Source organism: Paenibacillus lacisediminis (genome assembly GCF_046567315.2).
The window spans coordinates 290,991-312,275 of sequence record NZ_JBKIAX020000001.1 but is presented as its reverse complement, the minus strand read 5'-3'; the positions used below and the strand labels follow the sequence as shown (position 1 = coordinate 312,275).

General features: G+C 53.9%; 19 protein-coding genes. 2 read left to right on the top strand and 17 right to left on the bottom strand.

The annotated features are described in order from the left end of the window. Positions 1–3 precede the first annotated feature (3 nt). The 17 genes from ACLD72_RS01405 to ACLD72_RS01325 form a co-directional block, all read right to left on the bottom strand. Entirely contained in the window at positions 4–2,100 is a 2,097-nt protein-coding gene (locus ACLD72_RS01405; RefSeq protein ID WP_410994980.1) for a hydantoinase/oxoprolinase family protein, read from the bottom strand. A 61-nt stretch (positions 2,101–2,161) separates the two neighbouring features. Then, positions 2,162–3,499: a cytosine permease gene (locus tag ACLD72_RS01400; protein WP_410994982.1), complete on the bottom strand. Its 1,338-nt coding sequence runs from the start codon at positions 3,497–3,499 to the stop codon at positions 2,162–2,164. A gap of 40 nt (positions 3,500–3,539) precedes the next feature. Next, positions 3,540–3,908 (bottom strand): OsmC family protein, encoded by a 369-nt coding sequence (locus tag ACLD72_RS01395; protein ID WP_410994983.1) that lies wholly within the window; start codon positions 3,906–3,908, stop codon positions 3,540–3,542. Between the two features lie 27 nt (positions 3,909–3,935). Further along, the gene (locus ACLD72_RS01390; protein ID WP_410994984.1) at positions 3,936–4,574 is read right to left on the bottom strand and encodes a TetR/AcrR family transcriptional regulator; all 639 of its coding nucleotides are present in this window, start codon (positions 4,572–4,574) and stop codon (positions 3,936–3,938) included. Between the two features lie 187 nt (positions 4,575–4,761). Next, positions 4,762–6,093 (bottom strand): LLM class flavin-dependent oxidoreductase, encoded by a 1,332-nt coding sequence (locus ACLD72_RS01385; protein WP_410994986.1) that lies wholly within the window; start codon positions 6,091–6,093, stop codon positions 4,762–4,764. Next, entirely contained in the window at positions 6,094–7,410 is a 1,317-nt protein-coding gene (locus tag ACLD72_RS01380; protein ID WP_458475478.1) for an LLM class flavin-dependent oxidoreductase, read from the bottom strand. A gap of 71 nt (positions 7,411–7,481) precedes the next feature. Beyond that, positions 7,482–8,477: an ABC transporter ATP-binding protein gene (locus ACLD72_RS01375; protein WP_410995281.1), complete on the bottom strand. Its 996-nt coding sequence runs from the start codon at positions 8,475–8,477 to the stop codon at positions 7,482–7,484. After that, the gene (locus ACLD72_RS01370) at positions 8,474–9,457 is read right to left on the bottom strand and encodes an ABC transporter ATP-binding protein (RefSeq protein WP_410994990.1); all 984 of its coding nucleotides are present in this window, start codon (positions 9,455–9,457) and stop codon (positions 8,474–8,476) included. Before ACLD72_RS01370 ends, ACLD72_RS01375 begins: the two co-directional genes overlap by 4 nt. A gap of 45 nt (positions 9,458–9,502) precedes the next feature. Next, the gene (locus ACLD72_RS01365; RefSeq protein WP_410995282.1) at positions 9,503–10,420 is read right to left on the bottom strand and encodes an ABC transporter permease; all 918 of its coding nucleotides are present in this window, start codon (positions 10,418–10,420) and stop codon (positions 9,503–9,505) included. Between the two features lie 46 nt (positions 10,421–10,466). After that, the gene (locus tag ACLD72_RS01360; RefSeq protein WP_410994991.1) at positions 10,467–12,008 is read right to left on the bottom strand and encodes an ABC transporter substrate-binding protein; all 1,542 of its coding nucleotides are present in this window, start codon (positions 12,006–12,008) and stop codon (positions 10,467–10,469) included. Between the two features lie 43 nt (positions 12,009–12,051). Next, positions 12,052–12,972, bottom strand: coding sequence for an ABC transporter permease (locus tag ACLD72_RS01355; RefSeq protein ID WP_410994992.1), 921 nt, complete (start codon positions 12,970–12,972; stop codon positions 12,052–12,054). Positions 12,973–12,975: 3 nt separating this feature from the next. Beyond that, complete coding sequence (locus ACLD72_RS01350; RefSeq protein WP_410994993.1) at positions 12,976–13,536, bottom strand: OsmC family protein; 561 nt, start codon at positions 13,534–13,536, stop codon at positions 12,976–12,978. A gap of 414 nt (positions 13,537–13,950) precedes the next feature. After that, positions 13,951–14,820, bottom strand: coding sequence for a LysR family transcriptional regulator (locus tag ACLD72_RS01345; protein WP_410994994.1), 870 nt, complete (start codon positions 14,818–14,820; stop codon positions 13,951–13,953). A 109-nt stretch (positions 14,821–14,929) separates the two neighbouring features. Beyond that, positions 14,930–16,039 (bottom strand): GerAB/ArcD/ProY family transporter, encoded by a 1,110-nt coding sequence (locus tag ACLD72_RS01340; protein WP_410994995.1) that lies wholly within the window; start codon positions 16,037–16,039, stop codon positions 14,930–14,932. A 46-nt stretch (positions 16,040–16,085) separates the two neighbouring features. Beyond that, complete coding sequence (locus tag ACLD72_RS01335; protein ID WP_410994996.1) at positions 16,086–16,307, bottom strand: hypothetical protein; 222 nt, start codon at positions 16,305–16,307, stop codon at positions 16,086–16,088. Beyond that, on the bottom strand, positions 16,304–17,512 hold the full coding sequence (locus ACLD72_RS01330) for a Ger(x)C family spore germination protein (protein WP_410994997.1): 1,209 nt from the start codon (positions 17,510–17,512) through the stop codon (positions 16,304–16,306). The genes ACLD72_RS01335 and ACLD72_RS01330 overlap by 4 nt, the downstream gene beginning before the upstream one ends. Positions 17,513–17,553: 41 nt before the next feature. Beyond that, on the bottom strand, positions 17,554–19,140 hold the full coding sequence (locus ACLD72_RS01325; RefSeq protein WP_410994998.1) for a spore germination protein: 1,587 nt from the start codon (positions 19,138–19,140) through the stop codon (positions 17,554–17,556). 168 nt (positions 19,141–19,308) lie between these two features. On the opposite strand from ACLD72_RS01325, the gene ACLD72_RS01320 reads away from it, so the two are divergent. Then, positions 19,309–19,734: an RrF2 family transcriptional regulator gene (locus tag ACLD72_RS01320; protein ID WP_458475540.1), complete on the top strand. Its 426-nt coding sequence runs from the start codon at positions 19,309–19,311 to the stop codon at positions 19,732–19,734. Between the two features lie 101 nt (positions 19,735–19,835). Then, on the top strand, positions 19,836–21,035 hold the full coding sequence (locus ACLD72_RS01315; RefSeq protein ID WP_410995000.1) for an MFS transporter: 1,200 nt from the start codon (positions 19,836–19,838) through the stop codon (positions 21,033–21,035). The last annotated feature ends 250 nt before the right edge of the window (positions 21,036–21,285 follow it).

The following is a 21,285-nucleotide window of genomic DNA, read 5'->3' as shown; positions in this document are numbered from 1 at the left end:
CGATTACACCCCTTCTCTATCGCGTCTGACTTCAATGATGCAGTTCCCGCCCGCATCAATTAACGCTTCATGGCCCGGATAGACGACGATCGTCGTTCCCCACTGTTCAATGACCGCCGGGCCGACAATCAGATTTCCGGGCACCAGCTTCGAACCATCGTAAATGTTCGTCTTTTCCGGTTCGATCCTGAAATGGACCTGGCGCACTTCCATGAGCGCCGCCTGCGGGTCTTCGCCTTGGAACGGGGACTCCTGCAGCTCAATGCGTTCGCGAACCCCGATCAAATCCAGGCGCAGGTTCAGGATTTCCACCTCTTGTCCGGCATTTTTATGCGCATATAAGCGTTCATGCATGTCATGGAACTGGGAGATCGTGGCATCCATATTTAAAGCGGTCACTTTACGCGTTCTCGTCCGGATCGGCACGGTCACTTCATGAACTTCGCCCGCATACCGCAAATCGACATAACGGCGGATCTCTTCGTGAAGCTTCAACCGCGAATGGCCGCCAAGCTTCTCTCTCGCCGCTTGCTCCATGCCTTCGAATACTTCATTCATTTTGCTTAGATCCAGATCGCCGCCCGAAGCATAAAAAGTCCGCAGCTCTGTTACCTTCAAGTTGGCGGCAACGTCGCCAAGCGCGCACAGCACAGGAGCAAATCCGGGTACAATGACCATTTCGATGCCCAAATCCTCGGCCTGCCGGCCGGCGTGCACAGCTCCGGCTCCGCCGGCGGCAAGCAGCGCAAACCGGCGCGGATCATGCCCGCGCTGGGTCGTGACAAAACGGATCGCGTTGGACATATTATTGTTCACGATCTCGGAAATCGCCAACGCCGCCTCGATCACGCTAATCCCAAGCGGTTCGGCGATATGTTTGCGAATAGCCTCTTCGGACAATGCCTTGTCCAACTTCATCTCGCCGCCAAGAAAATGATCGGGATTCATGTAACCAAGCACCAGGTTCACGTCCGTTACGGTCGGTTCCGTGCCGCCCCGCCCATAACACGCCGGGCCCGGTGTGGATCCGGCGCTGCGCGGACCGACGCGCAGCATGCCGCCGGCGTCGATCCAGGCGATGCTGCCGCCTCCGGCGCCGACCGTGTGGATATCCAGCATCGGCAACGCCACCCGGTAACGGCTGATCCAGCTTTCCGTCGTGAGGGCCGGCTGCAGGTTCTCAATGACGGATACATCGTAGCTGGTTCCGCCCATGTCTACCGTGATCAAGTCGGTATAACCAAGCCGCTCCCCTAAAAAAGCAGCGGCGGTCACGCCGCCCGCAGGGCCTGACAGCAGGCAGCTGGCAGCCAGGCGGCCGCTCTGCACGATATTTTGCACGCCGCCTCCCGATTGCATCACGAACAGCTCTCCGGCAAACCTAAGCTCCTTCAGCCGGTTTTCAAGACGCTCCAGATAATGCTTCATGGCCGGAGCCGTGTACGCATTGACCACCGTCGTACTAACCCGCTCAAATTCACGGATTTGCGGAAGTACCTCCACCGACAGCGTGACGAAGATATCCGGGGCAACCTCCGCGAATATCGCTTTCACTCTCTCTTCATGCTCTGAATAAAGGAAGCTGAACAAGAAGCTGACAGCCACCGCCTCGACACCCTCGGCCTGAAAGAACGCCGCCGCCTCCCGCACGGCTTGTTCATCCAACTCGCGAATGACTTCCCCCTGTGCGCTTACACGCTCAGGCACGCCGATCCGCAACCGGCGCGGAACAATCGGATGCGGGGCCGGAAGACGCGGAGAAAACACGCTCTCTTTATAGGAACGGCGAAACTCGATTTCATCGCGGAACCCCTCCGTCGTGATCAAGCCGACCTTGGCACCGGAATACTCCAAAATCGTATTGGTGGCCACGGTTGTGCCATGGACGAGGAGCGTGCAGTTTTTCAACAGCTCTTCCGCCGTCATCCCAAGCTCGCCGGCGATCTTGGCGATCCCTTGGATCACGCCGTCCGACGGATCGGGAGTGGAAGGGGTTTTCGTCGCCGTAATGCGCCCTTCATCATCGAGCGCGGTGAGATCGGTAAACGTCCCGCCCACGTCTATTCCTAATTTCCAGCTTTTTGTTTCAGTCAAAGCCATCGTTCACAACCTCCTGCTGTGTTCTTCATCATCGAATCGAAAATCTAGCCTTGGCTTAAGATCAGTAACCGGTGGAGTCCTCAGTGGACTTGCCAAGTTCAAAAGGTACCCGCAGCGCCCGAAGAACCAGAGCAATGATCGGGTAAATGAGCAGGCCCAGAATCGTGGAATTAATCGGACTGATCCCCCACGCAATATGGGAGGCGATGAGCCCGGCCGCAATGACGGCCAAGATGGCCGCCACGTTGATGGCCGCATACTCCGTTCCCTGTCCAAATGCATACTTCCCGCGGCGCACAAACCAATGATCCGCAATCATCACCCCCGCAATCGGCGGCACATACACCCCTAAGAAATTCAGAAAAGGCACAAAATGATCCTGATACCCGGTCAAAGCGATCACAATGCCAAGGGCGCCCATGACAATCACAAGAATATATTTCGGCAGACGCACGACATTGCGCAGCCCCAAAGCGCCGGTATAAAGATTGTTGTCATTGTTGGACCACTGGGCAAAGACGAGGATCAAAAACGCGAAAAAGCCCATGCCCAGCTTGGCCATTACGGCCGGAATGTTCGGGGTCGAACCGAGCTCCGGAATCTGGGCGGCAAAGGTCATGGCCGCACCGGCGATCACCGAGAAGATACCGCCGATGAAATAACCGGCCGCTGCGCCGAATCCGCCGGAAAAAGGGGTTTTCCCGTATCTCGTTACATCCGGAAAAACGACGGCACCGAGCGCTGCATTGCCGACCACCAGCGTAACCCCAGCAAAGAGGCTCATCAGATCGCCTGTCGGCTGCGCCGCAAATAAATTGGCGAATCCGCCCGTTTGATCGGCGGCGACCCAGATGCCCCAGATGGACAGCACAACGACCATAGGCACTGCCACAAAACTAAGGTACGTAATGCCTTTGTATCCGATCAGCGCCGTCAGCATCATCAGCGCGCCGCCCCAAATGATAGCCACGTTCGGATTCGCGAACCAATATCCGGGGAACATCTGCTCAATGGTCGAGCCGAAGAAGGCCACCTGCCAGCCGAACCAGCCGATGCCCATGGTGAGCGAGAGCAGAATTCCGAACAGGCTGGCCCCTGTCCGGCCGAAAGCTTGTCTGGCCAGCACGGTGGTGGAAACTCCATATTTTGCCCCCATCCAGCCTTGGAAAAAGCCGTATACCGCCAAAATCAACATGCCCAGCAGTCCGGCCAAGATCGCCTTTCCGAAGGTCATACCCGCCGCTAACGAACCGCCGACAAAAATGGTGGACAATGAAATAATCCAGCCGCAGCTGGTAAAAGCAACGTTTAACAAGCCTTTGCGCTCGGATTGCGGTACAGCCTGAATGGCATAATCATCCAGCGTTGCTGGTTTCGTCTGTTTTGCTACTGTTGACATGTGGATTCCCCCGTTTTCGTAAATATGAGCTTACCGCCCTTTAAGGTTTTATTTCGTATTCGATTTCAGCGCCCCGTTTGATCGTATTGCCAATGGTGCAAATTCTGGAGGCTTGGGTAAGCAGCTTTTCCTTATAAGGCTCTTCCAAATAAAAAGGGAGCTCCACCTGCACGCGGAATTTCTCCACCCGCGGAGAACCTGCCTGCGCTTTGAAAGGCTCGACTTCCACACGAAGCGCTTCGTCCTTGATTTCATCCTGTTCCAGCAGGCGAACCAGCGAGACGGCAATGCACATGCCGAGGGCCTCGCACATAATATCCATCGGCGAAAATTCAGCGCCTTCCGGCGGTTTATAAGCATAATCGCTTGTCGTTTGATAGGAGCTTCCGTCCCACGCTACAGTAATCAATGCTGTCCCTTCTTTCCATCCTGTTAACTAGATGCCCAGCAATCCGAAGAATTCGAACCTGGCCGTCTGGGCCGAAATTTCGTCCAGCGTAATATCCGACAACGGCGACTCCGGAGCCTGAGGGCCGAACAGCCATCTGGCGATCATCCCTTCAATAAGGCTCATCAGCATCGCCGCCCGCAGTTTCGGTTCGATGGTCTGCGGGAGCATCTCCAGCTCCATGGCCCGTTCAATGTTGCGCCGGAAAGCCTGCTCCATCTCGATGCGTGCATCGCTCGCCGCCTGGCGGATCGTTTCATCGGAAGCCCCGCTGCCCAGCAGCAGTTCCATCAGATACCGGTTCTCACTGGCAAAACGGAACAGATTTTTCAGCAGGGTTTCGGACGCTTGAACCATGTCAACCACCGTGCCCGAATGGGATCGGTACCCCTGTGAGATCACCTTGGAAATTTCCTCCCGGCCATTGGCGATAATCTCCAGCGCGATGGCCTCTTTGCTTTTGAAATGCCAGTAGAACGTGCCCTGAGCCACACCCGCCTGACGCACGATATCCGATATTTTGGTTTTGTGATAACCATTTTTGGCGAATAATTCAACGGCGATACTTAGAAGCTCCCGCCTTCGTTCCCTACTTTTTCCTGAGTAAGCGTCCTCCGGCAATGCCATCCCTCCCGATTGACTCGTCAGTCAGTTTTTTGTAATTAATCCTATCCAAAAACTATGAATTAGTCAATGGGAAATTCCCGTAAAAGATTTGCCGCCGGTTAACGGCGGGTTGAAACCTAAACAAGGCCTTTCTTCAAAGCGGACGCACCGGGCTTCCTCCTTGAGAAAGGCTCTTTATTCTTCTCTTCTATGTGTTTGATAAGGTGGATACAGTAGAATGGCGGTTCGCCGGCACAGGCAAACCGAGGTTTTCCCTTAGCGTGCCGCCTTCGTATTCGGTTCGGAACAGGCCGCGATTTTGCAGTTCTGGGATGACGCCATCGACAAAATCTTCAAAACCGCCCGGCACATAAGGCGGCATAATGTTAAACCCGTCAGCCGCAAAACCTTCGAACCATTTCTGGATATGGTCGGCCAACTGGATGGGCGTTCCGACCACGATCCGATGCCCGCGCGCTCCCGCAACCTCCCGGTATAACTGACGCAGGGTGAGCCCCTTGTCCCGGGCCAGCTTCATCAACAGTTGAGGCCTGCTCTTGCGGCCGCCTGATTCCGGAATATCCGGAACGGGGCCATCCAGTGAGTAGCCGCGCAAATCGTAATCAAAACGCTCCTGCAGCGTCGCATATGCCTTGGTATCATCAATGAAGCTTTGCAATTCCTCGTATTTGTCCCGGGCTTCCTTCTCCGTTGCCCCGATAACGGGGAACAATCCGGGCAGGATGTGAAGGTGCTCGGGCCGCCGGCCGTATTTCGGCAGCAGTCCCTTCAACCCGCTGTAGAACACCTGCGCATCTTCGAAGGTCTGCTGCGCGGTAAATACCACCTCTCCAATCCGGGCGGCCAGCTCCTGCCCCGGTCCTGACGAACCGGCCTGGATGATCACAGGCTGCCCTTGCGGGCTTTGGGTTACATTCAGCGGACCCTTCACGGCGAAATATTTGCCCTTATGATTCAGCTCATGCACTTTGCGCTTGTCGATGTACTCCCCTGTCTGTTTGTTCACAATATAAGGTTCCGGTTCCCAGCTGTCCCAAAGCCCCTTAACGACCTCCACAAATTCCGCCGCGCGCTCGTACCGGACACTGTGCTCCAGGTGGTCTGTCTGGGAGAAATTCAGGGCCGCTTCGCGGGTTGACGTAGTCACTACATTCCACGCGGCCCGGCCTTGGCTGAGCTGATCCACCGATGCGAGCAGACGGGCCAGATTAAAAGGATCGTAATAGGTCGTTGAGGCCGTCACCGCCAGACCAATCCGGCGGGTGACGGTGGTTAGCGCCGCCAGCAGCGTGATGGGCTCAAAGCGGGCCACAACGGATGGCGAACTGTCGGCCGACGTTGTCAGTCCATCCGCCAAAAAGATCATGTCCAGCTTCGCCCCCTCCGCGGTCATTGCAAGCTGCTTGATCAGCTCAAAATTTTCGCTCCCGGACTGCGCTTGGGGATGCCTCCATCCCGCCGTATGATGGCCCGCACCTTGAACAAACAGCCCAAGCTTCAACTTCCGCTCCTGACTCATTTAAAGACGCACCCCTTCCTGTTCCTGATGTTCCGCTGCGAATTGATTGGACGGGCGGGCCAGCCCCAGGTTCTCGCGCAGGGTCGCACCGTGATATTCGGTATGAAACAGCCCGCGATGCTGAAGCTCGGGAATGACCAGCCTGGCGAAATCCTCGAGTCCTGACGGCAGCGCCTGCGGGCGAATGACAAACCCGTCACAAGCGCCGCTTACGAACCAGTGCTCCAGTTCATCCGCAACCTGCTCGGCCGTGCCGGCAAAGGTGCGATGCCCGTTGCCTCCGGAGACCCGCTCAATCAGCTGGCGGATCGTAAGCCTCTCGGCTTCGATCATATTTTTCATCAGCTCGAAGCGGCTCCGGTTTTCATTAATCGTGGCCGGATCCGGAAGCTCCGGCACAGGACCGTCAAGCGGATAGGAGAACAGGTCCACCTTCAGCCGCTTGGACAGCCGATGCAGCCCCAATTCGGGAATGATGGATTCGCGCAGCTCGGCCTCTTTTTCCCTGGCTTCCGATTCGGTGGCTCCGACAATGACACTGAAGCCCGGCACGATTTTCACATCATCGGGGTTGCGCCCATATTTAAGCACCCGGGATTTCACTTCCGTATAGAAGGCCTGGGCATCCTCCAATGTCTGTTGGGCCGTATAGATCAGCTCCCCGATGCGCGCCGCAAGCTCCTTGCCGTCTTCCGAGGAACCGGCCTGGGCCAATACCGGATAACCTTGGGGCGGCCGCGGCAAATTCAAAGGGCCTTCCACCGCAAAGATATCGCTTCGGTGTCCTACCGTGTGAATACGGTCCACATCCGCATAGACCCCTCCGGCTTTGTCAAAGAGCGGCGCCTCATCTTCCCAGCTGTCCCACAGCTTGGTCGCAAGCTCTACAAACTCCAGCGCGCGCTCATATCGCTCGGTATGCTCGAAATTACGTTCCCGGCCAAAATTGAGATGCGTCTTCCCGATGCCGGTGGTGACGATGTTCCAGCCCGCGCGCCCGCCGCTGAGATGATCCAGGGAAGCGAACAGTCTGGCAGTATGATAGGGCTCCGTATAGGAAGTGGATACGGTTGCCACAAGCCCGATCCGGTTGGTTACCGCCGCCAGGGCGGATAGCAGCGTATAGGGCTCCAGGCGGTTCAGCGCCTGGAACTTCACATTTTCCCCCAACTCATAACCATCCGCCAAAAATACGGTGTGAAACTTGGCTTGTTCGGCAAGCTGCGCCATTTTTTTGTACAAGGAAAACTGCGTGACCCCTTCAGGCTCGGCTGAAGGCAGCCTCCAGGCAGTCTCGTGAAAACCGGTGCTGTTCATAAAAAAATTCAATATCATCTGGCGATTCCGATGCGTGCTCATTCGTTCCTTCACCTCAGCCTTTTCTTGGATTATGTCAGCGGAAAGTGACACGCCGCACGGTGACCCGGCGTATGCTCTTTGAATGCAGGCCGCTCGCGCCGGCAAATGTCCCGGGCAGCCGGGCAGCGCGTATGAAAGCTGCACCCTTCAGGCGGGTTGGCCGGACTGGGAACCTCCCCCTGCAGCACAATACGCTGCTTGTTCTCCCGCGGATGCGACACGGGAATGGCCGACAGCAGCGACCGGGTATACGGATGCAGCGGGCGCTCAAACAATTCATTCCTGCCTGCCAGTTCAACCATTTTGCCCAGGTACATAACGGCGATCTTGTCGCTGACAAACTTCACCGTGGCCAGACCGTGTGCGATAAACATAAACGTAATGCCATGCTCCCGCTGGAGCTTTTTGAGCAAATTCAGAATCTGGGCCTGGATCGATACATCAAGCGCCGATACCGCTTCATCACAGACGATCAGCTTGGGCCTTAAAGCCAGCGCTCTGGCGATGCTGATGCGTTGTCGCTGCCCGCCGCTGAACTCATGCGGATAGCGGTTCAAATGAAACTCGCGCAGGCCGACGGTTTCCAACAGCTCGATCAGCCGGCTCTCCAAGGACTCGCCTCTAGGCAGTCCATGGATGCGATACGGCTCGGCGATAATATCCCGAACCTTGAGTCTTGGATTAAGCGAAGAGTATGGATCTTGAAAAATCAGCTGCAGGTCGGCCCGCGCGCTAAGCAGCTGCCTCTCGGACATACCGGTCAGCTTCCGGCCCTCAAACCATACTTCGCCCCCGGTTGGCTCCTGCAATTGAAGGACCAGTTGGCCAAGCGTTGACTTGCCGCAGCCCGATTCTCCGACAATGCCCAGCGTCTCCCCTTTGTTCACAACAAAGCTGAGATCATCCACCGCCCGGACGAGCCCTCTTTGGGTGCCCAGCCAGCCCGTTCTGTAGGGATAATATTTTTTCAGACCGGTTACTTTCAAGAGCGGACTTGCTTCGTTCTCTACAATAGCGCTGCTCATGATTCCCCTCCCTGAATCAGCGGGTAAAAACATCTCACCGCATGGTCCGGATGCACCCGCTCCAGCTCCGGCTTCTCCGTTTCGCACCGTTTGACCACATAGGGGCATCTCCGCTGAAAGGCGCAGCCGCGCGGGAGCTCGTGCAGTCCCGGAACCGATCCCTTGATGGAATACAGCTCCTCCTGCTCCTCGTGAATCCGGGGAAGCGACCTGAGCAGGCCGGATGTATACGGATGCAGCGGTTCATCGAACAACTCCTTGACCGGCGCTTCCTCGACAACCTCGCCGGCATACATGACCATGACCCGGTCCGCCATCTCGGCAACAATCCCCAGGTCATGGGTGATCAGAATTACGCCCATATCCCGGCTGCCGCTCAGCTCCTTGATGGTTTCAAGGATCTGGGCCTGAACGGTAACATCCAGCGCCGTGGTCGGCTCATCCGCAATCAGCAGACTGGGGTTGCAGGATAAAGCAGAGGCAATCATCACGCGCTGCCGCATCCCGCCTGACAGCTGATGGGGAAAATAATGCACCGCTTTTTCCGGACTCGGAATGCCGACGATCCGCAGCAGCTCCATGCTTTGAAGCCTGGCCTCTTTCCGGCTTAAGCCCGCGTGCGTTCGCAGCGCCTCCGCGATTTGGCTGCCAACGGTAAATACAGGATTCAGTGAAGTCATCGGCTCTTGAAAAATCATCGATATTTCGCTGCCGCGGATTTTTCTCATTTCGTGTTTGCTCAGATCCAGCAGGTTGCGCCCTTTCAGCCTGACCTCGCCGGCAATTTCCCGGCCGGGTGAGTCGAGAAGGCCGATAATCGACAGGGATGTCACACTTTTACCTGAACCCGATTCTCCGACAATGCAGAGCGTCTCGCCTCTTTTTACCTGAAATGAAATCCGGTTTACTGCAGGAACGAGGCCCTCCCTTGTCCTGAAAGACGTGCGCAGCTCCTTCACTTCCAGCAGCACTTCGGGCATACTCTCATCTCCTCCCTGATTGGATTAACCCGCACGCCGCATGTTCTATTTCAGTTTGGGATCCAGCCAGTCACGCAGCCAATCCCCCACAAAAATAATCGCCAGCACCGTAAGCGTGATGGCAAGTCCGGGAAAAGTCGCCACCCACCAGCTTGTCGCCAAATACTGCCTGCCGTCGCTGAGCATGCCTCCCCACGAGACCGCGGGCGGCTGAATACCCAGCCCCAAAAAGCTCAGCGCCGCTTCGGATATAATGACTCTGCCCACGCTCAGCGTAGCAATCACGATAAAAGAGGACATAATGTTCGGAAGGACATGGACGCCCATAATCCGGAGCGCTTTGGCTCCGCTGACGCGGGCTGCCCGCACATAATCGCGCTCGCGAACGCTCAGCACTTCACTGCGGACCAGCCGGGTATAATTGACCCAGCCGGTGATGCCAATGACAAAGATCAGGGTGCCGAGCCCGTCGCCAAGCACCAGCATAAACAGCATCATGAACAAAATAGCCGGGATCGAGACAAATGCATCCGTCACCCGCATAATGACGGCATCGACCCATGAACCGTAATAACCGGCTAACAAACCGAGCGCGATGCCGATGAGGCCCGAGATCGCCACGGAGCAGAAACCCACGATGAGCGACACGCGGGATCCATAGACGATCCTGCTCCATATATCCCGGCCCAACCCGTCGGTCCCCAGAATATATTCCTGTGAGCCGCCCTCCTCCCAGGCCGGGGGAAGCAGCTTCTGCGCGATAGCGGCTTTTGCCGGATCATGGGGCGCAATATAAGGGGCCGCCAGCGATATCGATACGATCAATAGCAGCATGATCAAACCGACGGCGCCGGTCTTGCTTTTAAATAATCGCTTCAAGCCCTCCCCCGGCTTACGAGTGTCTGTATGGGAGGACAGTGCAGGCAAGGCCGGAGAAGCTTCTGCCTGAACGGATTCGGCCATTTCCATCCTCTCCAGTCTCCATGAAAAATGGTTGCTGCGCTCCGGGTTATTCCTTGAGTGTGATGTCCTCTACATAGAACATTTCGTCCGGACGCGGCGTGAATTTGATTCGGTTGTTGACTCCGTAGTTGAATTTATTCTGATACAGGAAAATTCTCGGGCGATCCTCGGCCAGAATCTTCTGTACTCGCTGATACTGCTTTTCCCTTTCCTCGTCATTCAGATTGACGGCGGCTTGCCGCAGCAGCTCATCCACTTCAGGGTTGCTGTAGTCGGTTTGGCCTTTGGCGTTGTCCGATCTGAATATTTCCAGCGGCAGCGGGGCTTCAAACATGGAGTTGCCTTTGCCCTGAAGCGCCAGCTCCTTAAAGGTGTTGGAATTGTCCTTCTGCTTGTATTGCGTCTGTTCCAAAATTTCCAGATCGACTTTAAAATTGGCCTCCGTCAGATAAGCGGCAATGGCTTCCGCCACCTCCTTCGTACTGGCCGGACTGCTCAGCGTCAGCTCTACGCCTTCCGGATATCCGGCCTCGGCCAGCAACTGCTTGGCGCGTTCCGGATCGTAAAGGTTCGTGTCGAACAGATCCGGATTAAAGCCAAGAATGCCCGGGCCAACGGCTTCCTGAGTAGGCACGCCCGCTCCTCCCAGCACATTGTCAACCAATGCCCGCTTATCGATGGCAAGCTCAATCGCTTCGCGAACCTTAGGATCGGCCGTGACCGTCCCCGGGGTCTGACGTACGAGCAAGCTCTGAACCCTGGCGCTCTCGAGTTCGGTATAGTAGGTTTTGCCGCTGTCCTTCACCCGCTGAATATCACCCGGCGGAATGATGACCGCGATATCAACGGAGCCGGTCAAAAGCTCGGAGATGCGTGTTGTCGCTTCGGGTATGGTACGAAAAACAACCCGGTCCCACTTGGGCTCGCCACTGTAATAGTCCGTGTTTTTAACCAATTCGACCCGGTCGTCTTTAATCCATTGAACAAACTTGTAAGGACCTGTACCCACCGGTGCGCTATTAAAGCCTTCCACGCCTTTCTCCTGGAAATAGGCCGCCGGCAAAATGCCGGAGCTGATGCGGCTGAGCCTTGACAGCAAAATCGGGTCCGGTTCCTTCGTAATGATATCGACGGTAAAATCGTCAATCACATCCACACGGTCAATGATGTTATAGGAGGAATAGTCGATCAGGGACGGATCCCTGGCGACCCGCTCCAGCGTGAATTTCACGTCAGCAGCGGTAAACGGGTCGCCGTTATGAAATTTTACTCCCTCTCTCAGCTTGAAGCGCCATGTCAAATCGTTTGTTCTTTCCCAGGAGACGGCAAGGCCCGGCAGTTTCTTTTTCGGGTCGGAGCCATCCTTTTTCACGAGATAATCAAACAGATTGACATGAATCGATTCAACTTGCGTATTGCCATGGTCATGAACATCAAAAGTGACGTTGTCAATGGTGTTGGCGATGGTCAGCACCTTCTCTCCCGCACTGCCTCTGCCGCTGGCAACACCTCCGCCGTTGCCGCCGCAGCCGGTGATCACCAGGATCAATACGAGTACGGCCAATGGCGTCTTGAACCATCGTTGCATGTTTTCCCCCCGCCTTTCTCGAACTGAATGGACCATAGAGCACCTATGAGCTGTATTTGATCCGCGGATCGAGCAGTTTATAGGTAATGTCCGTGAACAAATTGATTAAAATGACAATGAATGCTATTACAAACACCGCGGCCTGAATGATCGCCATATCATGCGTATTGATCGCCTGGACAATCAACTGCCCCATCCCCGGCCATGAGAATACCGTTTCCGTAACCAGAGAGCCGCTGATCAGATTGGTGAACTGCAATCCGGAAATGGTCACCACCGGAATCAGTGCGTTGCGCAGGGCATGCTTGCCCAAAACGATAATTTCCCGCAGTCCCTTGCTTCGGGCCGTTCGAATGTAATCCTGACCGATAATTTCGAGAAAGCTCGATCGAATGAGACGTGTCATTTCCGCCGCAATGCCGGAGCCCAGCGTGAGGGCGGGAAGAATCAAGTGGGACAAGCCGCCTCTGCCTGACACGGGGGTCCATTCAAGCTCCACGGAGATCAGCAGGATCAGCATGATGCCGACCCAGAAGCTGGGCATCGCTTTGCCGAGAACCGATATGCCCGAGATCAGCAAATCCAAAAAAGAGTTTCGTCTGACCGCCGACCAGATGCCAAGCGGAATCGATATGCAGCACGCCACCGCCATGGAAGCCGCCGCCAGCTCGAAGCTTGCGGGCAATCTCTCCAAGACAATCGGCAGGGCCGTCTGTCCGTAGCGGAATGAATCCCCGAAATCTCCTTGCAGCAAATTAAATACAAAAATTTTATACTGTACCCACAAAGGCTGATTCAGGCCCAGAGCCACCCTTAAGACTTCCCTGTCTTCCGGTGTAGCTGTATCCGGGAGCATCATGGACACGGGATCACCGGTGACATGCACCAAGACGAATACAATCAGGGTGATGATAAAAAGCACCGGAATCACTTGCAGCAGGGAGCGGATGATATACTTGGCCATAGGCTATTTTCCTTGTGTTGCGGCTTTTTTCCCGGAATCGTTCGCGGCGTTCAGCACTACTTCACCCGTAATCGTCTGCGGGTTAAGCAGCAAATTATAGATCGGGCAAACTCGCTCGACGGTTTCATGAAGGTGCTGAATTCTCTCCGGCTCCTCATTAGAGGTAATATGGATTTTGTAATGAATGTTGTGCGGGTAGATAGGAACCTCCTCGAAGCCCTCTTGACCGGCCAGGGGATGCTCTTGCCCATGGACTTCAACCTCCAGTGATTCCAGCGAGACTCCCAGCTTGGCAGCTTGAATCAGCGTGATATGGGTCAGGCAGCTCCCCAGAACGCCTAACTGAATTTCCGGAGATGCCGGTCCAAGACTGTAGCCTGCAAAATTTTCCGGACTATCGCTGATAATCTGAAAATCCCGGATGCGAATTTCACGGACTCCGCTCCTCCCTGCCGCACGTACCTTGGCCGAATAGTTTCTGGGCTGGGGATTGGCAAGCGCCTGCTCATGAAGCTTCTGCGCGGCGGCTCTTTTCTGGACAAGGTATTCGTTTAATGTGGTCATAGCTGGTTGTCATCTCCTCTTTGCTCTTCAATTTGCTTTCAACACTGCAGCTTGCGTCAAAAAAACGGGATCCGGGGGAGCTTATTCACTCTTATCACATGGTTTTAGTCGGTTTTAAGTCGTGAGCTACCCGCGTTTTTCATGACATGCTACTTAGTGAAGTTGTTATTCACTTTAACCGAAGTGGCCCGATAAATAAAATACGAAATCGTGATGACAAGCCATATGAAATTCCTATGACTACTATATTGCGAGTTCAAAAAGTCAGGTTTTCAGCACCGAGAAGGTTGGATGAAGCTAGGGACTGAGTAGCGGAGCGTACGTTTTGGGTACGTGAGCAACGGAAGGCCCGGCTGAATTCAAGATTCGATGTCGATTAAGCTTCTTGACCTGCTTCGTGATCAAAAGTTGACTCTAAAGAAATTGGTCGAAATCGATCGTTCTCATAAACTGCACAAAGGCCCTTACCTGATTGAGCTGCAGCGATTCCTCATGATAAAACATGAACGTCCGGCGAATGATGGGCTCGCCCCTCTTATTTTTAATTTGGATTTGCATCAGCGGTTCCCCGCAAAAATACAAACTCGGCATAATGGCGTAACCCAAACCGCTCAGCACCATCTCCCTGGCGGAGTCCGCGCGGTCCACTTCCATCCCGACCTTGGGCGGCACGGAATAGTGATCAGACCACCAATTATCGATTTCAGCCTTCAGCACGAAGTCCGTTAAGTAATCGATTCGCGGCCGATCCGGCAACTCGTCTAGCGTTAAAGGTTCCTTGGACACGACACATAACGTATCCTGGAACAATAAATGCTTCCCCTCATTCCAGGTGTAATCGCCCCGAACGAATCCGATATGAATATCGCGATTGAAGATCATGTTGTGAATGGACTTGCTGCGGCCGGTAATCACCTTATATTCAACCTCAGGATACAACTCCTTGAACATCTTCAGAACCCGGGGAAGCTTGTTTTTCGTAAAAAAATAGCCGACCCCAAGCCTGAGCGTCCCGGTGACTTGGTCGTCCAAATTTAGCAGATCATCTTTGATTTTTTGATATTTCTTGATCATTTCCTCAGCGGCTTTGGCCATATATTCACCTTGAGGGGTAAAATCCACGCCGCGTCTTCCCCGCTGGACGATCGTAATATCAAATTCCTTCTCAATCTGTTGGATCCGAGCTGTCAAGGTAGGCTGTGACATGAACAAACTCTGGGCCGTCTTGGTGATGTTCCGATGCTTGTAAAGTTCCTGCAGGATGCGCCAATCCCGGGTTTCCAATTCATATCCCTCCATATCACATCTATTCATATATATAGTTTTCATGTTGTTTTAGTATGATTTAATCATTTAAAAAGAGCAAGAGACCTTTGGTCCCCTACCGAAATCATCAGTTCTTATTAACCTCATTCCCCGTCATTTTCCGCTTGCGCAAGACGGCAACGATCAGCAAAATCAAAGGGATCAACAGATAAGTCGTTAAGATATGGAAGGGAACCGCCGTCCTGACCAACAATCCGAACACCGGGAAATTGGGCACGTCCCAAATGCCGATGGCCAAACTGAGCAGGGCAAGCGGAAACACGATCGGCCGGTAGTCCGAAAGCTCAAAGCAATGTGCCAGGGAAAGCGAGGCCGCGTAGAGAAAGACGCCGACTTGCAGGAAATTTCCGATAACCCACATCGCCAGCAGCAAGGATTCCAAATTTTCCAGGAAGGAGCCTAGCTCGATATAACGAAAGGCGATGAGCAGCGGGTAGACTTTATTCTGCAGACCCGAGCCCAACAGAAACAGGGTGATTAGGTTGGAATAGGTCAAAAACAAAACGATCACGGCCATCGAAATATACCCCCATTTTCTCCCCTTTGCCGGATTGCTCAGACTGGGCAGAAAAAAAGTCATCAGGAACAATTCGTTGAGCCAGCCCATCATGATGAACGACCCTTTCATCACCGGGGTTATCCCATGGCTTAAAATCGGAAATATCGCCTTGGCATCCAGATCGGGGATCAGCAACAACAGAAATAAAACAGGAAAAATAAACAGCGGCAAAAAAATAACGGTGCTCCGGGCTAGCATCTCCACCCCGCCACGCACGGCGATTGCACTCAGCAAGATCAGGGATCCCATAACGATCAGCAGCGGAGTTTTAAACAAAAAATTGCCCGTGACAAATTCCGCGTATTGCCGGGTAACTCCCCCGGATGCATGCAGATTATAGGTGATATAGACGAGGCCGATGATTTTTCCGGGGATTTTGCCGAGAATCCGTTCGCTGTACTGAACGATCGTTTGCCCTGGAAAAAGCTCATGCAACCGGGTCGCGGTATATACGGTAATCAGGCCTACCAGGATGGCCGGTACGCAGGTGAGCCAAAGATCGTTTTGGGCGTACTGGCCCGTGATGGTCGGCAATACCAGAAATCCGGAAGCCAGCACGGCCGGATACATTAGGAGCCCCATTTGAAAAGCCGAAATTTTTCCTTTTTCCAACATCATCGTTTCCCTCGCCTTGGGTCAATTGTACGCCAATCCAAAAGATCGGTTACGGTTCCACCAATCCGCGGAACGGCTTGAAAATAAACATAAGCGCCGAAGTAGGCCCCGGCGTATTGGGCAGATCGAACATGGACAGAACCCACACCAGAAGGAGCAGCGACACGAATACGGCTTTATCCCTAGCCGGTTTTTCTTTCAGTTTCCGCCATTCGAGACGGGCGATCAGTAGCGCGGAGATTGTGACGATGCAGAAAAAAAACCATCTCATTTCTTTTTCACCTCTTCCTTCGGCAACCCTTCCGGAGAGCTGATGAGCCCCGGTCTTAGAATCTCGGCTTCCACTTGCGGAATGACTTCAACTTTGGAAAATTGCCAATCCCAGCGGTCCTGAACTTTTTCCCATTGTTTGGGGTATTTACGGTGGAATATTTTGGCGAAATCAAAAATGTCCGCTTTGTGTTTCCGCTGAATCTCGTCGAACGCCGACTCGATTCGTTCTTTGACATCCTCCTCAAACCCCTTGGTCAACACTTTAAGCAGATCCGGATTCATAGGATCCATCGGAGTGCCGTTCTGAATGATGTCTCCGTGCGTATTAACGCGCACGACCATCTTCCATTTGTCGCCTTCAATTTTGGGAATCAGCCTGATACCTGCCTGCACCGGTTTTAACGACACCAGTCCCTCTGCTCCTTCCTTCGCTTCAAACACCACCGTATATTCTTTAATTTCATCTCTTAGCCACATAACGCCCCGGGTGACCTTTTCGGAAATTTCCCCCACCATTTTGTCTTTCTTGAACAAGGCGCATCCCTGCATGTAAGGAATCGTTTGAAACGGCGCGGCAGATTGGGGTTTCGGCAGGATGTGAATCATCGGCAACACGGCCGCCTGCGAATCCCCGGATATCATAAGGCTAAGCTGGTGCATCGTGACGCGCATTCCAATCCCCAAATCGGCCAGCCGCCGCAGCACCTCGGCCGAGGAATTTTCGATCGGCGGGAACAACTCGAGCACTTTCGCCGCCTCCCCTTTGCTGACAAACATATAGGCCCGCTCCCGCGACGAAGGAAAACGGACCAGAAAATCAAGATGTTCCTGGATTCCTGCCTTGGCCACGGATTCGCCGAAGATAAACACTTTGCATTGCCCCCAAAACAACTTTCTGGGGATTTCCCGCTGCAGCTTGGATAAAGCGTCGGTGATATCCCGGCCCATCTCCGAGCGTATGGATGTCCGTTTTGTTGCACCGGCTCCCGCAGCACCGCCTCCCATCGTCCCCCCTCCCGCCTGATTCTGCGGCAGGATAAACTGTACAGTCGCCCGAATCTGATTATTCTCCGCCTGGTCAAAGGCAAGCGCAGTAACCAGCGACAAATCATTTAGCTCCGTACGGTCCCAGCAGCCTCCCAAACAAAGCAGCAGCGGAAGAAAAGCCGTTGTCTTTATCCATGTAGTGATCCATGTCTTCATTCATCCGAATCTCCTTTGTCAGACACATGTTTCGGCTGCTTTCATTCGTCCCCGCGAATGGGACCGGGCTTTTGGCCGGATGACTGCCGGTGTTTGTCATACTTTCCCGTTAAGCGTGGGCGGATGTTCATCTGCCAATGGGGTGCCCTAACCAGGACATCCTTCCATTCATTCATATGGGGAGCGCCTATTTCGGACAGATAAGGAACGCCGAAGGAACGTAAGCTGAGCATATGCAGTACGATCGCTATGATCCCCATCACGACGCCGACAAGCCCCAAACTTCCGGCCAGAATAATCAAAGGAAACCGCAGCATTCGCACGGAAATTCCGGCGATATAACGCGGTACCATAAATGAAGAAATTCCCGTAATCGCAACCACGATCACCATCGGCGCGGACACTAGCCCCGCTTGGACCGCCGCCTGGCCGATGACCAGCGCCCCGACGATACTGACGGCGGCGCCAACCTGCTTGGGAAGCCGCACCCCCGCTTCGCGCAGCGCTTCGAAGGTGATCTCCATCATCAAAGCTTCGATCAAAGCCGGAAAAGGCACCTGTTCCCGGGAACTGGCCATACTGATCAGAAGGGAACCGGGGACCATTTCTTGGTGAAAGGTAAGCACGGCCACATATACTGAGGGAAGTACGAGCGAGATGACGATAAAAATATAGCGCAGCCAACGGATGACTGTGGAGATCAAATAGCGCTGATAATAGTCTTCCTGCGATTGAATCAACGAGAAGAACGTTGCCGGGGCGACCAGGGCAAACGGCGTTCCCTCCGTTAAAATCGCCACCTTCCCTTCCAGCAAACTGCTGCAGACCACATCGGGCCGCTCCGTGCTGAGTAGCTGCGGAAATGGAGAGTAAGGCTGATCTTCAATCAGCTCCTCGATATAGCCGCTTTCCAGAATGCCGTCGATCTCAATACGCTGCAGCCGGGTTCGCGCTTCTTTGATCAACGTCTCATCGGCAAGTCCTTCAATATAAGCCAGAATAATATTGGTTTGGGTGTACTCGCCGATTCTCGTCGCTTCCATTTTCAGCAGCGGGCTCTTGATAATGCGCCGCAATTGGGAGGTGCTGGTGCGCAAGGTTTCGGTAAAGCCTTGGCGCGGGCCGCGAATCCCCACTTCCGCCGAAGGCTCTTCGATCGAACGTTTCTCCCATTTCGTCAACCCTAAGCCAATGCCAGCGTCCTGGTTGTCGCATAACAAAATCGCAGATCCGTTCGATAGAAGTTCAATGCCTTTCTCGAAAGTCGTAAATTCTTTAGTTTGCGAAGCCGATATTTTCCGCTCGATAAGCTGCCTTAACTCCTTGCTTTCATCTGCATCCGCCTGCATAAGCGGAGCTATGACATACTGCTCGATCCCTTCGGCATCGGTCAAACCGTCAATGTACATGACGAGAGCTCCGGTCTTTCCGCCGATCAGAAAGGTACGGTAAATGACATCCGAACAATTGTCATAAAGCGAACGAAGCCGGTCTTCGTTTTGCTGCAGGCCCGAATAAAGCCGTTGCGGCTGCGGATTCCGGCTGCTTTCTTGCGGGTCGGGACGACTCCGGTCCCGATTTATTTTCGTCCGTTTGATCAAGCCTTTGAGCAGGCGGCGTCCTCTCATGGAGACGAAATCCTTTCGAAAGATATGGTTTATTTAGATAAATTCACCAATTGGATTCCAATTTATTCGCAGGCGTATCAAAAGGCCATACCTGCCAAAGGGCGGGACATGCGGGACGGCTTCATGGCCTTGACAACGAAAATGTAATTTTATATATTACATTTGGTGATGAAAATGAACAGCGATTTCGTAGTGGCCGTGCATAGCCTTGTATTTTTGGCGTATGCGCCCACCAGTTTGAGAACAAGCGAAAATATTGCCAAGAGCGTAGCGATCCATCCCGTTCGCGTCCGTAAAGTACTGTCCATGCTTAGAAAGCATGGATATATTCAATCGAAGCAGGGGGCGCATGGCGGGTTTTACCTCGCCGACGATCCCCGGACCATCACATTGGACAAATTGTACGCTTTGACCTCGGGAGGGTCACTGAAACCGAAATGGCCCAATTCGGATCAAAAGTGCATGATTGGAAATAATATTGAGCGGGCCATGGATGATATTTTCGAATCGACCGAACATCAGGTCTTGGCTCACCTTGGTGGATACACGATCGCTGATGTGCTGGCACGGATAGAAAAACGGGCTTACAGCTAGCCGTTTTTTTCACCACAAATTGTATCTTTTTTTATTACATTTAATTCTTCATTCATTTTAATATAACAAAAAATATTACATTAACTTAAGGAGGTCTTCCCGTGTCTTTACGTTCAACAAAAGCCGTCTCCTTCTGGTTTGTCGCTTACGCTCTGCTCATGATTATGATGGGAGCCAATATCCCCGCACCGCTTTACAGCCTATACGGGGAAATGTGGGGCTTCTCTTCGGGAGTAACTTCGCTGCTCTTCATGATCTACGTCGTTTTTCTCGTTCCGGCGAGCTTGATTTTCGGGCAGTTGTCGGACCGGATTGGCCGGAAAAAGGTACTGCTAATCGGCGTTATCGTCGCCGCAGCAGGCTCTCTCCTGTTCGCCTTGTCACAGAACGTCGGCATGCTGATGGCATCCCGGGCCGTCCAAGGAATCGGCGTCGGCGCCGTTAACGGAACCGCGATCGCCGCGCTTTCGGAGCTGCGTCCGGACAAACGCAAACTCGCGGCATTGGCGGCATCCGTATCGATCGCGATAGGAACGGCCATCGGACCGCTTTATTCCGGACTGCTCGCGGAATATTCCGCTTCTCCCGTCCGTCTCCCTTATTACTTGCATTTGTTGCTGCTGATGCCTGCGCTGCTGGGCGTTTTGACGATGCCGGAGACGGCTCTGGCGGCGGCAAAAACGGCCGTGCGCCTGCGCAGACCCGGCGTGCCGGCCGTTATCCGCAAGCCTTTTTTCATCGCCGCGTGCTCATCCATTATCGCCTGGACGGTCGCGGTTTTCTTCATGTCCCTGGCCCCTTCGACGATCGCCGCACAATTGCATATTCATAATTTTGCTTTATCAGGAGCTGTTGTCTGCCTGATGCTCGGTTCATCAACCATCTCGCAGATCAGTCTTAAATCACGATCGATACGATCGGCCAAATTAATCGGATTTATGCTGCTCATTACCGGAATTGCCGGATTCGTCAGCGCCCTCCATTCGCATTCGCTGGCGCTGCTGCTGCTCAGCACCGTTATGGCCGGCACCGGACACGGCCCCGTTAGCGCAGGGAGCATGCAGATGATCAATGAAATATCGCCTTCGGAAACCCGCGCAGACGTCATGTCCAGCTTTTATGCCGTCACTTATTTGGGGGCCGGCCTTCCCGTGCTGATCCTCGGCTTTGGGGCCGAACAAATCGGCTTCCTCCCGGCGATTCTGATTTATTCTGGGCTTGTCGTCATCGCCGCCATTGCGCTGGCCGGAATCGTTCATCGCTATTTTCGCCGCAGCAAGTATGCTGCACAAGAGGCTTAGGAGTGTCTTAGTGTCCCTGTAGGTTGCCTTTGCACGATTATCTCTTTGGTTCAGGGGGCAGGGAGTGTGGGTTGTGGACTAGGGCAAGGGATAAGAAAAAAGAGAGAGCAGAAAAAACGAGGCGGCAGAAATTACTGCGCATGTGTGTGGCGATTACGGCGATCCCTTACCGCCGGCTGATCGCACACCAACCGAATCTGCCCTTTGCGGCTGCGGCCTGGTCATGGCGCTTGAACGGTGGGGGGTAGCT